Annotated in this window: 11 protein-coding genes and 1 pseudogene; 4 read left to right on the top strand and 8 right to left on the bottom strand. The window is 65.9% G+C overall.

Annotation, left to right across the window (positions count from 1 at the left end):
• Positions 1 to 24: 24 nt before the first annotated feature.
• The 5 genes from EPO55_RS19760 to EPO55_RS19740 all read right to left on the bottom strand — a co-directional run bounded on the left by EPO55_RS19760 (position 25) and on the right by EPO55_RS19740 (position 6167).
• Complete coding sequence (locus EPO55_RS19760) at positions 25 to 1830, bottom strand: gamma-glutamyltransferase family protein (RefSeq protein WP_296338896.1); 1806 nt, start codon at positions 1828 to 1830, stop codon at positions 25 to 27.
• A gap of 90 nt (positions 1831 to 1920) precedes the next feature.
• Positions 1921 to 2982: a FecR domain-containing protein gene (locus EPO55_RS19755; RefSeq protein ID WP_296338895.1), complete on the bottom strand. Its 1062-nt coding sequence runs from the start codon at positions 2980 to 2982 to the stop codon at positions 1921 to 1923.
• A gap of 33 nt (positions 2983 to 3015) precedes the next feature.
• Positions 3016 to 4350 carry a tetratricopeptide repeat protein gene (locus EPO55_RS19750; protein WP_296338894.1) on the bottom strand — a complete coding sequence of 445 codons (1335 nt, stop codon included), beginning with the start codon at positions 4348 to 4350 and terminating at the stop codon, positions 3016 to 3018.
• Positions 4351 to 4414: 64 nt separating this feature from the next.
• Positions 4415 to 5278: a folate-binding protein gene (locus tag EPO55_RS19745; RefSeq protein ID WP_296338893.1), complete on the bottom strand. Its 864-nt coding sequence runs from the start codon at positions 5276 to 5278 to the stop codon at positions 4415 to 4417.
• Positions 5279 to 5330: 52 nt separating this feature from the next.
• Complete coding sequence (locus tag EPO55_RS19740; protein WP_296338892.1) at positions 5331 to 6167, bottom strand: TauD/TfdA family dioxygenase; 837 nt, start codon at positions 6165 to 6167, stop codon at positions 5331 to 5333.
• Between the two features lie 107 nt (positions 6168 to 6274).
• Between EPO55_RS19740 and EPO55_RS19735 the strand changes: the two genes are divergently transcribed.
• Complete coding sequence (locus EPO55_RS19735; protein WP_296338891.1) at positions 6275 to 7042, top strand: helix-turn-helix domain-containing protein; 768 nt, start codon at positions 6275 to 6277, stop codon at positions 7040 to 7042.
• A gap of 6 nt (positions 7043 to 7048) precedes the next feature.
• On the opposite strand, the gene cysN is transcribed toward EPO55_RS19735, so the two are convergent.
• Positions 7049 to 8914 carry a sulfate adenylyltransferase subunit CysN gene (cysN, locus tag EPO55_RS19730; RefSeq protein WP_296338889.1) on the bottom strand — a complete coding sequence of 622 codons (1866 nt, stop codon included), beginning with the start codon at positions 8912 to 8914 and terminating at the stop codon, positions 7049 to 7051.
• On the bottom strand, positions 8914 to 9819 hold the full coding sequence (gene cysD / locus EPO55_RS19725; protein ID WP_296338887.1) for a sulfate adenylyltransferase subunit CysD: 906 nt from the start codon (positions 9817 to 9819) through the stop codon (positions 8914 to 8916). Before cysD ends, cysN begins: the two co-directional genes overlap by 1 nt.
• 478 nt (positions 9820 to 10297) lie before the next feature.
• Here cysD and EPO55_RS19720 point away from each other — a divergent pair, with 478 nt between their 5' ends.
• Genes EPO55_RS19720 through EPO55_RS19710 form a run of 3 tightly spaced genes read left to right on the top strand, consistent with a single transcriptional unit; the run spans position 10298 to position 14089 of the window.
• Positions 10298 to 11290 carry an MDR family oxidoreductase gene (locus EPO55_RS19720; protein WP_296338885.1) on the top strand — a complete coding sequence of 331 codons (993 nt, stop codon included), beginning with the start codon at positions 10298 to 10300 and terminating at the stop codon, positions 11288 to 11290.
• Positions 11291 to 11334: 44 nt separating this feature from the next.
• The gene (locus EPO55_RS19715; RefSeq protein ID WP_296338884.1) at positions 11335 to 12660 is read left to right on the top strand and encodes an aspartate aminotransferase family protein; all 1326 of its coding nucleotides are present in this window, start codon (positions 11335 to 11337) and stop codon (positions 12658 to 12660) included.
• A 10-nt stretch (positions 12661 to 12670) separates the two neighbouring features.
• The gene (locus EPO55_RS19710; protein ID WP_296338883.1) at positions 12671 to 14089 is read left to right on the top strand and encodes a phospholipase D-like domain-containing protein; all 1419 of its coding nucleotides are present in this window, start codon (positions 12671 to 12673) and stop codon (positions 14087 to 14089) included.
• Positions 14090 to 14093: 4 nt separating this feature from the next.
• On the opposite strand, the pseudogene EPO55_RS19705 reads toward EPO55_RS19710, so the two are convergent.
• Positions 14094 to 14547 (bottom strand): annotated as a pseudogene (locus EPO55_RS19705) (endonuclease/exonuclease/phosphatase family protein); the annotation flags it as partial.

The raw sequence follows: 14547 nt of genomic DNA, 5'->3' as shown, positions 1-14547 counted from the left end.
GTCGGGGCATCAACGCCCGGGGCATCAACGTCCGGCCGCATAGCCCTGCATGCCGCGCGGATTGGCCGCCGCCTTGCGCCAGGGATCGTCGCGCGTCGCGGCAGTGAGCCGGCCTTCCGACCATTCGTCGTTGAGCTCGACCTCGTGGCCGCGCTTCTTCAGTTCGTCGACGGTCTCCTTGGGAATCCGGCCTTCCAGCACCAGCACGCCGGGCCGCGCGGTACGCGGCCAGAAGGAGCTGGGGAAGTGCTCGCTGTGCCAGGCCGGCGCATCGATGCCTTCCTGCAGGTTCATGCCGCAATGGACGTGGCGCAGGAAAAGCTGGGTGATCCACTGGTCCTGCTGGTCGCCGCCCGGCGAGCCCCAGGCCATGTACGGCTTGCCGTCGCGGTGGGCCATGGTTGGCGTCAGCGTCGTGCGCGGCCGCTTGCCAGGCGCGAGCGAGCCCGGCAGGCCCTCTTCCAGCCAGAACATCTGGCCACGTGTGCTGATCGGGAAGCCGAGCTCGGGGATGACCGGCGAGCTCTGCAGCCAGCCGCCCGAGGGCGTGGCCGTGATCATGTTGCCGTCGCGATCGACGATGTCGAAATGCACCGTGTCGCCGGTGGTCTGGCCCAGGCGGCCGACCGTGGGCTCGCCGGCGCCGCTTGCGGCCACGGCGCTCCGCGTGCCGTCGGCGCGGCGCAGCTTCACGACGCCGCCATAGCCCTCGAGCTTGCCCGGTCGCTGGTCGAGCGAGGCATGCCGGGCGTCGATCAGCTTGCGGCGGTCGGCATTGTAGGCATCCGACAGCAGCGTCTGCATCGGCACGTCGACGAAGTCCGGATCGCCGTAGAAGGTCTCGCGGTCGGCGTAGGCGAGCTTGCTCGCCTCGACAACGAGGTGGATGAAGTCGGCGCTGGTCGGATCCATGCCATCGAGGTCGAAGCCCTTGAGCAGGGCGAGCTGCTGCAGGACCACCGGGCCCTGCGTCCAGGGACCCGCCTTGCAAACAGTGTAGCGTCCGTAGTCGTAGGTGAGCGGCGCCTCGACGGTCGCCTGCCATTTGGCCATGTCGTCGCCGCGCAGCACGCCTTTGTTGCGCTGGCCCGATACGTCCATGATTTCCTCATGGGTGTAGAAGCGGTCGATCGCCTCGGCGACGAAGCCCTGGCTCCAGGCCTTGCGCGCGCGCTCGATCTCGGCCTCGCGCCCACCGCCGCCAGCCTCGGCTTCCTTGAGGATACGGCTGTAGGTGTTGCCGATGGCGGTGTTACGGAACATCGAGGCGGGCTTGGGCACATTGCCGCCTGGCAAAAAGACCGCTGCCGACGTCGGCCAGTGGTTGCGGAACTGGTCGGCCACGGTGGCGATGGTGGCCGAGGCGCGCTCGACCAGCGGGAAACCGTTCAGCCAGTAGCCGATGGCGGGGGAGAGGACGTCGGCGAGGCGCATCGTGCCGTAGTCGCGTAGCACCAGCATGTAGGCGTCGAAGGTGCCGGGTACGCAGGCCGGCAGCAGGCCTGTGCCGGGGATGAGATCGAGACCGAGGCCCTTGTAGTGGGCGATGGTTGCCTTGGCGGGCATGGAACCCTGGCCGCAGATCACCTCGGTCTTGCCGCGCCTGACATCGTGCAGGATCAGCGGCACGTCGCCGCCGGGGCCGCAGAGATGCGGCTCGACCACCTGCAGGGTGAAGGCCGTGGCGACGGCAGCATCGAAGGCGTTGCCACCCCTCTCGAGGATCCCCATGCCGACCGCGGTGGCGATCCAGTGGGTGGAGGCCACGACACCGAACGTGCCGACGATCTCCGGCCGCGTGGTGAAGGGATTGGGGTTGATCAGTTTCACGGACGGTCTCCTCGCATGCCTGCGCGCGAGGAGACCTTAAGCCCGACGGGACGGGGCGGCTAGAGGGAGGGACCCCGGCGGGCGCGGCGGCTAGTTGTTATTGCCCTTGCCCTTGCCCTTGCCCTTGTTATTGCCGCTGTTGCCCTGGGCTTGGCCGAAGGCGCTGTTGCCGGGATCCGCCTTGGTGGTGGCGGTCGTGTTGAACACGATATTTTGCTGAGTGATCGCGCGACCGGCGATTCTCTGCAAGCGGGTGACAGAGGTCGATGCGCCCTTGTCGCCGCCCTGGCCGGGCTTGTCCTGCTTGGCGTCGCTTCGAATCCCCTTGGTCAGGGCCAACTGCGGTCCCAAGAGCGAGTTGGATTTGCCGAACCCGGAGCGATCGAACGCCTCCTCGATCGATGTCGTCACCGGCTGGGTGGTCGGCGATGAGGTTGTCGTCGTGGGCGTGGGTGCGCTCGTCGGCGAGGTGGGCTGACTTGCTGTTGTCTGTTGTTGAATCGCGGCCTCGGCCTCGGCCGGCCCCACCTGGCTCCGCTCGAACGACCGCTCGCCTATCGTCCCACCGAAGGGGATGAGGGCCGGCGTCGTCGGCGGCCCACCGACGGGCACCGTGATCTCCGATCCGTTGCGCGTGGCCGTTTGCGTGGAACCCTGACTACTCGTCACGCGCATCGACTCGCCGTACAGGAAGGAGGCGTGGGTCGCACCTGAAGCGCTGACTGAGAATGCGACAATGCCGCCCCGAATGCCGAGCGTGGCCGACGGCGTCTTGATCGTGACCTCGCTGTTCTTGCTGATCGCGCCGCCGACGAAGCGGAAGGCGCCGCGCGTGGCGCTGAGCGCCATCTCGCCGGTCTTGCGGTTGGGATCGTAGACGTACTTGTCGATCGCCAGCACGCTGTTCGGACCGATCGTCAGGGACGTTCCGTCGAGAAAGACGACATGCGCCCGGTCGTTGGCCTTGGTGGTGATCTTCTCGTTCGCCTGCACGTCGACGCCGACACGCAGGACGCGCTCCGGCTCGGCGGGCGGCTGTCCCAAGGGGTCGCCGTCGGTGACCGATGTCACGCCGACGCGCGCCCATGCCGATTCGGCCGCGAGAGCGACCACAAACGCCATCAAGACGATCCGTATGCCCCAGCGCGTCATGCCAGCTCCATGGGTGCCATGTTCATGTTAAGCCTAGAACCGCCACCCGATGCCCACAAGGGTTGTAAAGGCCTCGTAGGCATAATTGGTCAGTGATGCTGTCCTTTGTGTGTAGTTCGTCTGGCCGACAAGAGTCAGGCTATCGCTCAACGGGACCAGGAGAACAAAGCCGAGATTGATGTCGAACTGGCTGCGCGCAATGAACGGATTTACCGTGATATCGGCCGCATCGTAGGCCGCCTGGGCCGTCGAAGCGCTTGCTGTGACCGACCAAGTGCGGCCGTTGATGCCCAGCGGATCGGCAAAACGCACCTGCATGGCGCCACCGAAGCCGAATTCAAGGTAGCTCTCGGAAGCCACTTCCGCAATGTAGCGCGTGAGGGCGCCGTTGAGCGACAGGGTCATGTATTTCGTGAGTGCGACACGGAAGTCCAGGACGGCGACGGCTTCGTTGCCGGAACTCTGGTTGTTGGTTGGCGCATCGGGATTGTTCAAGAACTCGCGGCGGCGGCCGAACACAGTGAGCGCACTGTTGATCTGCGGCCCGAGCGGCGTCGCCGCCTCCATACCCGCGCCCCATGCCCAATAGCTCGGCAGGCTGTTCACCGAAACGTAGCGGCCCGTGAAGAACGGCTTCACCGTCATGTCGTTCAGCCACCCGTCCTCGAAGGGCGAGGTGCGCGGGCCGGTGGTGAAGTCGAGCAGGTAGACGTTCGCCTCGGAAACCTGGAATTGTCGCGCCCCGTAGAAGCCAAGGTCGCTTTCGAGCGCGCCATTGTCCTGCCGGCCAAGATCGTAGCGATGCCGGATCGTGCCTGCGCCGATGACGTTGAAGTCGGGCCGCCCGGAGACGGTGGGCGTCGGGACCACCGTGGCGCCGAAGGACTGGATCGCGCCGGCCGGGCCGGTATTGGCGTTGGTCGAATAGCCGATGCCGAACAACAGGTCGCCCGAGAATTGCGACTTGCCGCTCTTGCTGTCGACCTCTTTCAGGAACTGCTTCGCACGCTCCTTCGTCTCGGGTGAGGCGCGCGACGAGGCGCGCGCGCTTTCGAGATACGACCGCGCGGCTTCATAGGAAGCCAGGCGATAATAGAGGACGCCGAGTTCGAGCTTGATTTTGGGCTGGTCGCTGTCGATCAGCAGCAGCCGTTCGAGAGCCGAGATGGCCCCTTCGAGGTCGCCGACCTGCACGGCGAGTTCGGCGTACCGCAGCAAGGTCGGGGGATCGGCGGGCTTGCGCAGCGTCTCCTCAAAAGCCGCGTCGTAGGCGGCGCGCGTGTCCACCACCGGCGTGGTTTGCTGAGCTGCAACCGGGATCGCGGCCGTCAGAGCGGCAATGACAACGGCGATTCTGAATGTCCACATGTCGCGTGGATGATAGGCGAATTCCGAGCGCAGTCCAAATTTCGCCACAGTGCGGCGACGTCAGTTAGGCGAGGCGCATCCACGGCGGAATGGTCGGAATCAATTGCACCCCGCCTGCGATCAATGGCCCCGGTCCGCGCGCGGCTTCCGTTTGCAGGAGCGCCAGCGCGCGCCGTCCCGATCCCGAGCGCAACTCGCCGACTTCCTGCCCGTCGAGATGAATGGATGTCCCGGGCGCCGGCAGCGCGCCCTCGACGCTGACCGGGAACAGGCGCTTGCGCACGAGGGCGCGATACTTGGTGCGGGCCGTCAGCTCCTGGCCCATGTAGCAGCCCTTCTTCCAGTCGACGCCATTCAACTCGTCGAAGCCGTTCTCGAGCAGCAGCGCCTTCTCGATCCGGAGGTCGCGGCTGCCGTCGGGCACACCCGACTCGAGACGCAGTGCGTCGTAGGCCTCGAGCGACGCCTCTGCGATGCCGCGCGCCTGGAGCAGCGCCGACGCCGTTCCGACCGGCGCGAGCGCCCGGACCCCAAGGCCAGGAAGCCGGGGGTCGACGAAGGCGATCGCACCCTCAATCGGGAGCAGCTTCTCAGCACCGGCGCCAAAGACGGCAGCGACTTCCATCGTGGCGCTTCGATCCTCGACCGTCACCTTGGAGCGCAGCTTGTAGAGGGTGAGCTTTTTGGCGAGCGCCGGCGCCCGTTCGCGCTCGGTTTCGAGCAGCAACGTGTCGTCGCCCCCATCGGCCACGAACATGTCGTTCAGGAAGCGGCCCTGCGGTGTCAGCAGTGCCGCCCAGACGGCGTGGCCAGGCGCGACCTTGGTGGTGTCGTTGGAAATCAGCCCCTGCAGGAACTCGACCCGGTCGGCGCCGCCGACGGCGATGACACTACGGTGGGGGAGGAGGCTGAACTGGAGAGCGGTCATGACCCCGAACAGTTGGGGTCATGACGCCCTCTTGGCAAGCGTCTCGCGCCGGTCAGGCGCGATAGAACGGTTTGTCGCCGCACACCGTCACGCGATGGCCGTAGCGACGATGTGGATAATAGTCGAACATCGCGTGGTGCTGGGCGCAGCGGTTGTCCCAGAACGCCACCGAGTTCGGCTGCCACTTGAAGCGGCACTGGAACTCCGGCGTCTCGATGTGGCGGTAGAGCATCTCGAGCAGCGCGTCGCTCTCGTTGCGGCGGAGTTGCGGGATGCGGAGCGTAAAGCCACGATTGACGTAGAGCCCCTGCTTGCCGGTGACCGGATGGGTGCGGACGATGGGGTGCTCGGCGTTGGGGAACTTGATGTCGTCGCGGTCGGTGGCCTTGACCCGGTAGTAGTGTGCCTTGGAACTGTCGTGGAGCGCGGTGAGACCCTGCAGCATCTGCTTCACCGGCTCGGAGAGCGTCTCGTAGGCGCGATACATGTTGGCGAACAATGTGTCGCCGCCGCCGTCGGGCGGCACTTCGGTGAGGTAGAGGATCGAGCCCATCGGTGGCTCGGCGTCGCACGACACGTCGCTGTGCCATTCCTCGCCGGCGACATGCTTCGACTTCTCGTCGGCCTTGATCACCAGGATCTCGGGATGGTCCTTGAATTCGATCGGCGCGTTGGGGTGCGTGTGCAGGGGGCCGAACCGTCGCCCGAAATCCTTGTGCTGCTCGATCGTCATCTTCTGGTCGCGGAAGAAGATCACGAGGTTCTCCATCAGCGCATCGTGCACCTCCTGGAACTGCTGGTTGCCCAGAGGCTTGGCGAGGTCCACGCCGAAGATCTCGGCACCGATGGCGGGCGTCAGCTTGCGCACGTCGATTGACTGGTAGGTCATTGTTCGTTTCCTCCCGAGCTCGGGCTCGTGTGGCGTCAACCTACGCCCGTTACGGCACGGCGCCCGCGCAAAGTCGACAAAGTCCGTATTGCGGACTATGGTGCCGCATGGCGTCCGGGGCAGTCATCGAGCCAGTGCGGCGCAGCTTTGCGGTACTGGAGGCGCTCAGCCGCCGACGCAGCTCAACCGTGGGCGTGCTGACCGGCGAGACCGGCCTGCCGCGGCCCACCGTGGTGCGCCTGCTGCACACGCTGATCGCACTGGGCTATGCCGTGCGCGTGTCGCGCGAGCAGGGCTATCGTCTGACCGAGCGCGTACTGGGCCTCGCGGGTTCGATCCGCTTCGTCGATCACCTGGTCGACGCCGCCATCCCGCATATGAGCCGCTTCACCGCCGAACACGGCTGGCCACTCTATCTCGCGACCCTGGGCCACGGCGCCATCACCATCCGCCATTCCACCGCGCCGGAGAGCCCGATGTCGTTCGAGGGGGCGGGACTCAACCTGCCGCGTCCGCTTCTGATCAGCGCTCTGGGCCGGGCCTGGCTTGCCTTTTGTTCGGAAGAAGAGCGGCGGAGCATCCTCGCCGATGTCGTCGGGCTGACGCCGCGCCAGGAAGCGGCTTTCCGGATCGTGCTCGCGGGCGTCCGGCGCGACGGCTATGCCTTCACCCAGTCACCGCGGGCCTCGCGCCTGCAGGGCATCGCCGTGCCGATCCGCCAGGGGAGCAGGGGCACGCGCGTGTTGGGCAGCCTTTCCATGCGCTTCCCGCGCTCGGCCATGACCGATGCCGAGGCAGGTCAGCGCTTCGGCCGCCGGCTCCAGCAACTTGCCCGTGTGATCGCCAGCGATGCGGGGAAGAAGATTACGGGATGACGTGCGTCAGCCGATGACGCCGCGGTCGCGCAACACCTTCATGACCGACTCGATCTCGCCTTCGAGCGACATCTCGGTCGTGCGGATATGGATATCAGGTGATTCGGGGGCCTCGTAAGGCGAGTCGATACCGGTGAAGTTCGTGATCTTGCCTTCGCGGGCACGACGGTAGAGCCCTTTGGGATCGCGGCGCTCGCATTCGGCGAACGGCGTGTCGACGAAGATCTCGACGAACTCGTCGTCGGCCATGCGCTCACGGGCGAGCTGCCGCTCGCTGCGGAAGGGCGAGATGACCGACACGAGAACGATCAACCCGGCCTCGCAGAACAGCCGGGCGACCTCGATGACGCGCCGGACGTTCTCGACCCTGTCGGCGTCGGTGAATCCCAGATCCCGGTTGAGGCCGTGGCGGACGTTGTCGCCGTCCAACGAGTAAGTATGACGGCCGAGCGCGAGCAGCCGCTTCTCGACGCCGTCGGCGATCGTCGATTTTCCCGACCCGGAAAGGCCGGTGAACCACAGTACGCAGGGGCGCTGGTGCTTGATCCGCGCGCGTGAAGCCTTGTCGACGGCGAACGCCTGCCAGGGCAGGTTGGAAGCCCGGCGCAGCGGGAACCGGATCATGCCGGCGCCGACGGTCGCATTGCTGGTCCGGTCGATCATGATGAAGCTGCCAGTGTCCCTGTTTTCGTTGTAGACATCGAACGGCGCTGGCCGGTCGAGAGCGACATTGGCGAAGCCGATTTCATTCAGCGCCAGCTGTTTCGTCGCCTCGTGGACGCCGATCTCGACGTCGATCCGGTGCTTCAGTTCGGTCACGGTCGCCGTCAGCGTCGCCGTGCCGAGCTGCAACAGGTAAGGCCGGCCCGGCAGCATCGGTGCGTCATGCATCCACACCAGGTGGCAGGCGAACTGGTCGGCCACGTGCGGCGGACGGTCCGTGGCCGCAAGGACGTCGCCGCGCGCGACATCGAACGCGTCGGTGAGAGTGAGGGTGACGGCCTGACCGGCGCCGGCCTCGGCAAGATCGCCGTCCTGCGTGACGATGCGGGCGATACGGTTGCTCGCGCCCGAGGGCTGTACGACGATCTCTTCGCCGGTCCGGATGCTGCCGCCGAGCACGGAGCCGGCGTAGCCGCGGAAATCGGCTCCGTTGCGGTTGATCCACTGCACGGCGAGGCGGAACGGCCGCGTATCGCCCCGGTCCACGTCGACGGTCTCGAGATGGTCGAGCAGCGTCGGGCCGCGATACCAGGGCATAGCGGCGCCGGGCTCGATGACGTTGTCACCCCTCAGCGCCGATGTCGGGATGGCCGTGACCGCAGCGAGTTCGAGCCGCCTGGCGAGGAGCGAGTAGGTGGCCACGATCTCGGCGAAGCGCTGCTCACTGTAGTCGACCAGATCCATCTTGTTGACGGCGAGGACCACGTGCCGGACGCCCATCAGCGCCACGATGGTACTGTGCCTGAAGGTTTGCGCCAGCAGGCCCTTGCGCGCGTCGACGATGACGATCGCCAGGTCGGCGGTGGAAGCGCCGGTCACCATGTTGCGCGTGTATTGCGCGTGTCCCGGCGTGTCGGCGACGATGAACCTGCGCCGCGCTGTGGAAAAGAACCTGTAGGCGACGTCGATCGTGATGCCTTGTTCGCGCTCGGCCTGCAGCCCATCGACCAGGAGCGCCAGATCCGGCGAATCGCCGACGGTCCCGTACCGCTTCGAGTCGCGCGCCAGGGCCTCGAGATGGTCACCCGGCACGAGGCGCGCATCGAACAGCAGTCGGCCGATCAATGTGCTCTTGCCGTTGTCGACGCTGCCGCAGGTGATGAGGCGCAGCATGTCCTTGTCGCCCGGATCGAGCGGCGGCGGCGCCATCAGAAGTATCCTTCCCGCTTCTTGAGCTCCATCGAGCCGCTCTGGTCGTGGTCGATCGCCCGGCCCTGGCGTTCGGATGTGCGGGCGGCGGCCAGTTCGGCGATGATCTCGGACAGGGTGGCAGCGCGGGACTCGACGGCGCCCGTCAGCGGGTAGCACCCAAGGGTCCGGAACCTCACCCAGCGTTGCTGCGCCACCTCGCCGGCGCGCAGCGACAGCCTGTCGTCATCGACCTTGATCAGCATCCCATCCCGTTCAACGACCAGACGCTCCGCTGCGAAATAGAGGGGGACCACGGGGATGTTCTCCCGCCGGATGTAGGTCCAGACATCCAGTTCGGTCCAGTTCGACAACGGAAAGACGCGGATGCTTTCTCCGGGATGGATGCGGCCGTTGTACAGCTGCCACAACTCCGGGCGCTGGTGGCGCGGATCCCAGCGATGGGCAGTGCTTCTGAAGGAGAAAATCCGCTCCTTGGCCCGCGAGGTCTCCTCGTCCCGTCGGGCACCGCCGATTGCGGCGTCGAAGCCATGCAGGTCCAGCGCCTGTTTCAATGCTTCTGTCTTCATGACGTCGGTGTGGACGGCCCCGCCGTGGGAGATCGGGCCGATGCCCTTGGCAATCCCGTCGCGATTGACGTGGACGATCAGCTGGAGGCCCAGTTCACCGACGCGCCGGTCGCGGAAGGCGATCATCTCGCGGAACTTCCACATCGTATCGACGTGCAGCAGCATGAAGGGCGGTTTGGCCGGGAAGAACGCCTTCAGGGCGAGGTGCAGCAGGACCGAGGAGTCCTTGCCGATGGAGTACAGGATGACGGGCTTGCGAAAATTCGCGGCCGCTTCGCGCAGGATGTGGATACTCTCGGCTTCGAGCGCCTGCAGGTAGGAGTTCGCGATTGGCACGAGGGCTTGATCTTTCCGGTACGGCGGCTAGTCCGCAGCAACATGCTGCGCTTGGGGCAGAAAATCTCCGAGGTCCTTGGCGGTCGGCCAGACGAAGTTGCGGAGGGTGCCGTCGAGCGAATGGCCGAGGAACGACACTGCGTCTTGCCGGAACGAGGTTCGCGAGCGCGGAATGGTCGACAGAACGGACAGTTTCTTACTCAGGTGCATGCGTAGCTCGTATACGGCCGCGCTGACTTTCCCATCCCTGCCTTCGAGCCATTTTTTGCCGACATACCCACATACCCATAGAGACGCGCAACGAACACGGTGACCCCAGCCTTGTTGCATAGATTATGCGGTTGTGGGCATACATCCACGCCCAGCTGTGATGGGCTGGGTTGCAGATTTCAGCGTTCTGGCGGGGCGGGGCAGGTTCCAGGCCTTCGGGGAACGCGCTCGATGCAATCCCACACGTAAGGTCCGGAGAGGAAATCCAATGTCGTTCCGCGCGCTCGTCCTCAGTCAAGGCCCTGACCGCAAGGTGAGTGGCGTCCTCGAGACCTTGCCTGACGACAGGTTGCCGGCGGGCGACGTTACGGTCGCGGTCGACCATTCGACGCTCAACTACAAAGATGGGCTGGTACTTACGACGGGTGGCGGGTTGGTGAAGACCTGGCCGCATGTCGGCGGCATCGACTTCGCCGGCACGGTCGAGGCGTCGGAGAATCCCGCCTTCAAGCCCGGCGACCAGGTCGTGCTCAACGGCTATCGAGTCGGTGAACTGCATTGGGGCGGCTACGCCACCAAGGCACGGGTGAAAGGTGATTGGCTGGTCAAGCTACCCGCCTCGATCTCGACCAAGCGGGCGATGGCCATCGGCACGGCGGGCTACACCTCCATGCTCTGCGTCATGGCGTTGGAGAAGCATGGCATCACCCCGGCTGCCGGCGAGATCCTGGTGACCGGTGCGGCGGGCGGCGTCGGTTCGGTCGCTGTCGCGATCCTTGCCAAGCTCGGCTACACGGTCGTGGCCGCCACGGGCCGACCGCAGGAAGGCGCGTATCTCACGGCGCTCGGTGCCAAGACGATCATGGACCGCAAGGAACTCGTCGAGGCGCCCGACCGGCCGCTCCTGTCCGAGCGTTTCGCCGGTCTGGTCGATACGGTCTCCGGGGTGATGTTCGCCAGGGCGCTGGCGCAGGTGAAGTACAGCGGCGCGGCGGCGGTCTGCGGGCTTGCGTCCGGGCCTTCGTTCCCCGGCTCGATTCTGCCCTTCATCCTGCGCAACATCACCGTCTACGGCATCGACTCGGTGATGCTGCCCAAGGCGCCGCGCGAGGCGGCATGGCGGCGGCTGGGTTCCGATCTGCCGCTCGACAAGCTCGACAGCACGGTAAGCGAGGCGAGCCTTTCCGACCTGATGGCACTGGCCCCAAAAATCCTCAAAGGAGAAGTACGCGGCCGCGTAGTTGTCGACGTGAACAAGTGATAGCGTAAGTTATTGATTTTACAGTTCGCCGAAGGACAACACCGATGACGCCTCCTGCCTCCAAGCCCGTCGCCAACAATCTCGACGCCTTCTTCATGCCGTTCACGGCGAGCCGGCAGTTCAAGAAGAATCCTCGGATGCTGGCCAAGGCGAAGGGTGTCCATTATTGGACGCCGGAGGGACGCAAGATCATCGACGGCACGGCGGGCCTGTGGTGCGTCAACGCGGGCCACGGCCGCGAGGAAATCAAGGCGGCGATCGCAAAGCAACTCGACGAGATGGACTACGCGCCGTCGTTCCAGATGGGCCATCCCAAGGCCTTCGAGCTGGCGGCGCGCCATGCCGCACTCCTGCCGGGCGACCTCAACCATGCCTTCTATTGCAACTCCGGTTCGGAGGCGGTGGACAGCGCGCTCAAGATCGCGCTCGCCTACCACCGCGCCAACGGGCAGGGCACGCGCACCCGCTTCGTCGGCCGCGAGCGTGGCTATCATGGCGTCGGCTTCGGCGGCATCTCCGTCGGCGGCATGGTCAACAACCGCAAATGGTTCGGCGCCATGCTGCCGGGTGTCGATCACCTGCCGCATACACACCTGCCGCAGAACGCCTTCTCGAAGGGCCAACCCGAGCATGGGGCCGAGCTCGCCGATGCGCTCGAGGGCATCGTCGGCCTGCATGATGCGTCGAACATCGCCGCCGTCATCGTCGAGCCGTGCGCTGGCTCGACCGGCTACCTGCCGCCGCCCAAGGGCTACCTGCAGCGCCTGCGCCAGATCTGCGACAAGCACGGCATCCTGCTGATCTTCGACGAGGTCATCACCGGCTTCGGCCGCCTCGGCACCAGCTTCGCCGCCGAGAAGTTCGGCGTCATTCCCGATTTGATGACAGTGGCCAAGGGAATCTCCAACGCCACCGTGCCGATGGGCGGCGTGTTCGTGCGCAAGCACGTGTTCGACGGGCTGATGAACGGGCCGGAGGGCGCCATCGACCTGTTCCACGGCTACACCTACTCCGCCCATCCGCTGGCTTGCGCCGCGGCCTCGGCAGTCCTCGACATTTACCGCGATGAAAACCTGTTCGAGCGCGCGGGCGAACTCTCCTCCTACTGGGAGGAAGGCGTACACTCGCTGAAGGGCCTGCCGAACGTCACCGACATCCGCAATCTCGGCCTCGCGGCCGGCATCGACCTGGCGCCGAGCGGCCCGGTCGGCACCCGTGGCTACGCGGCCTTCACCAAAGCCTTCGAGCTCGGCCTGATGGTCCGCCAGTCGGGCGATGCCATCGCCATGTCGCCGCCGCTGGTGATCGAGAAGGCGCAGATCGACGAGATCATCGACATCACCGCCCGGACGATCAAGGCAGTGGCCTGACGCGGCGCGCGTGGCCCTGAACGACGAACTGTTCTGGCTGATCGGTGAATTCGCCGCGATAATGCATATCGCCGTCGCCGGTGCGGTGACCATCCATGTCCTGCTCTACAAGCGCAACGTCGGCGCTGCCGTCTCCTGGATCGGCATTGCCTGGTTGTCGCCGTTTCTCGGCGGGTTGCTCTACGCGATCATGGGCATCAACCGGGTCAAGCGCCGCGCCAAGCGACTGCTGCGCCAGCGTACCCAGCCGGGGATTACCGAAGCCGCGTCGGCGGGCATGTCGCCCGACGACCCGCTGGCGCCGCTGGAATTTGCCGTCGGCCGGCTGACCGGACTGCCGCGCGAGCACGGCAACAAGGTCGATACCCTGCGCAATGGCGACGAGGCTTATCCACGCATGCTCGAGGAGATCGGGCGCGCCCGGATGAGCATCGGCCTCCAGAGCTATATCTTCCGGGACGACGCCGCCGGCGCGCCGTTTCACCAGGCCTTGATCGAGGCCCAGCGCCGCGGCGTGCAGGTGAGGGTGCTCATCGACGGCGTCGGTGGCGGCTATTTCTGGTCGGGAACCTACCGGCGGCTCAGCCGGGCTGGTGTGCCGGTCGCGCGCTTTCTGCATTCGTACTTTCCCTGGCGCATGCCGTTCGTGAACCTGCGCAACCATCGCAAGGTGTTGGTGATCGACGGTCGCATCGGCTTCACCGGCGGAATCAACATCGGCGCCGAAAACCTGCAGGCTGCCCATCCGACGCATGCGGTGCGGGACACGCATTTCCGCTTCGAGGGTCCAGTCGTCGAGCAGCTCACCGACGCCTTCGTCGACGACTGGCTGTTCGCGACCGGCGAGGATCTGCCTGACAAGGACTGGTTTCCGTCGATCGAAAAGGCGGGGGTCGTGGCGGCCCGGGTGGTGACCTCCGGTCCCGACGAGGACAACGAACGCATCGAGTTCGTGGCGCTGCATGCGATTTCCTGCGCCCGCAAGTCGGTCCGCGTGGTGACGCCTTATTTCCTGCCGCCAGAGCCGTTGACGATGGCGTTGGGTCTCGCTGCCATGCGCGGCATCGAAGTCGACCTGATTCTTCCCGAGCGCGGCAACCACGCGATCCTGGATTGGGCGCGCCAGATTCCGCTAAGGCCACTGATCGAGGCGGGTTGCCGCGTCTGGCTGCTGCCGCCGCCCTTCGAACACTCGAAGCTGATGACCGTCGACGACTGCTGGTCATTTGTTGGCAGCGCCAACTGGGACACCCGCAGCTTCCGGCTGAACTTCGAGCTGAACATCGAACTGCACGATACCGGCTTCGCGCACGAGATCGCGGTGGCGACCAGGCGCTGTCGTCGGCTGACGACGGTCGAAATCGACGCCGATCCCCTGCCGATCCGGCTGCGCAACGGCGCCGCCCGCCTTCTGCAGCCCTACCTGTAAGGTCCTAGCGCAAAGCTGCGCGAAGCCGGGCGATACGGTGGCGCGTCAATCTCAGCGGGTCGCGCTTGGCCGCCGCTTCGGAAATGTGAAGGTCGAGTACGATCGGCCGGTGGTCGGACGGACCGAAAGCGAGCGTGCTGGTCGAACTGCAGCGCAGTCCGTGCACCAGGCAACGGTCGAGGCGAAAGGGTACGACGTTGCTGGCGAAGTGGGTCGGCTCGAGCGGCCCGACGTCGAAGAAGCCAGGCACCAGGATGGGGCCGACGGCATTGTAGTCGCCGATGATCGCCGAGGGTTTGCCCCGCAGCGACGCGGCGATGCGCGAGAGCTGCCGGCGGTTGAGCAACTGGCCGTGCGACAGATGTACGTTGGCAAAGGTGATGTCGCCGATCTGGACGATCTGCGCCCTGCGGCGCGGCAGGCGGCCGGGCAGCCGCGAGGCCGGTAGCGGCAGCGCG

Origin of the sequence: Reyranella sp., assembly GCF_004296935.1 — a bacterium.
Lineage (GTDB): Bacteria > Pseudomonadota > Alphaproteobacteria > Reyranellales > Reyranellaceae > Reyranella.
This window is presented reverse-complemented; position numbering and strand designations above follow the sequence as displayed.

What these genes read in the sequence shown, in the direction of transcription:
- EPO55_RS19755 (WP_296338895.1), bottom strand. Translation starts at nt 2,982, where the DNA reads ATGACGCGCTGGGGCATACGGATCGTCTTGATGGCGTTTGTGGTCGCT.
- EPO55_RS19750 (WP_296338894.1), bottom strand. Translation starts at nt 4,350, where the DNA reads ATGTGGACATTCAGAATCGCCGTTGTCATTGCCGCTCTGACGGCCGCG.
- EPO55_RS19745 (WP_296338893.1), bottom strand. Translation starts at nt 5,278, where the DNA reads ATGACCGCTCTCCAGTTCAGCCTCCTCCCCCACCGTAGTGTCATCGCC.
- EPO55_RS19740 (WP_296338892.1), bottom strand. Translation starts at nt 6,167, where the DNA reads ATGACCTACCAGTCAATCGACGTGCGCAAGCTGACGCCCGCCATCGGT.
- EPO55_RS19735 (WP_296338891.1), top strand. Translation starts at nt 6,275, where the DNA reads ATGGCGTCCGGGGCAGTCATCGAGCCAGTGCGGCGCAGCTTTGCGGTA.
- cysN (WP_296338889.1), bottom strand. Translation starts at nt 8,914, where the DNA reads ATGGCGCCGCCGCCGCTCGATCCGGGCGACAAGGACATGCTGCGCCTC.
- EPO55_RS19720 (WP_296338885.1), top strand. Translation starts at nt 10,298, where the DNA reads ATGTCGTTCCGCGCGCTCGTCCTCAGTCAAGGCCCTGACCGCAAGGTG.
- EPO55_RS19715 (WP_296338884.1), top strand. Translation starts at nt 11,335, where the DNA reads ATGACGCCTCCTGCCTCCAAGCCCGTCGCCAACAATCTCGACGCCTTC.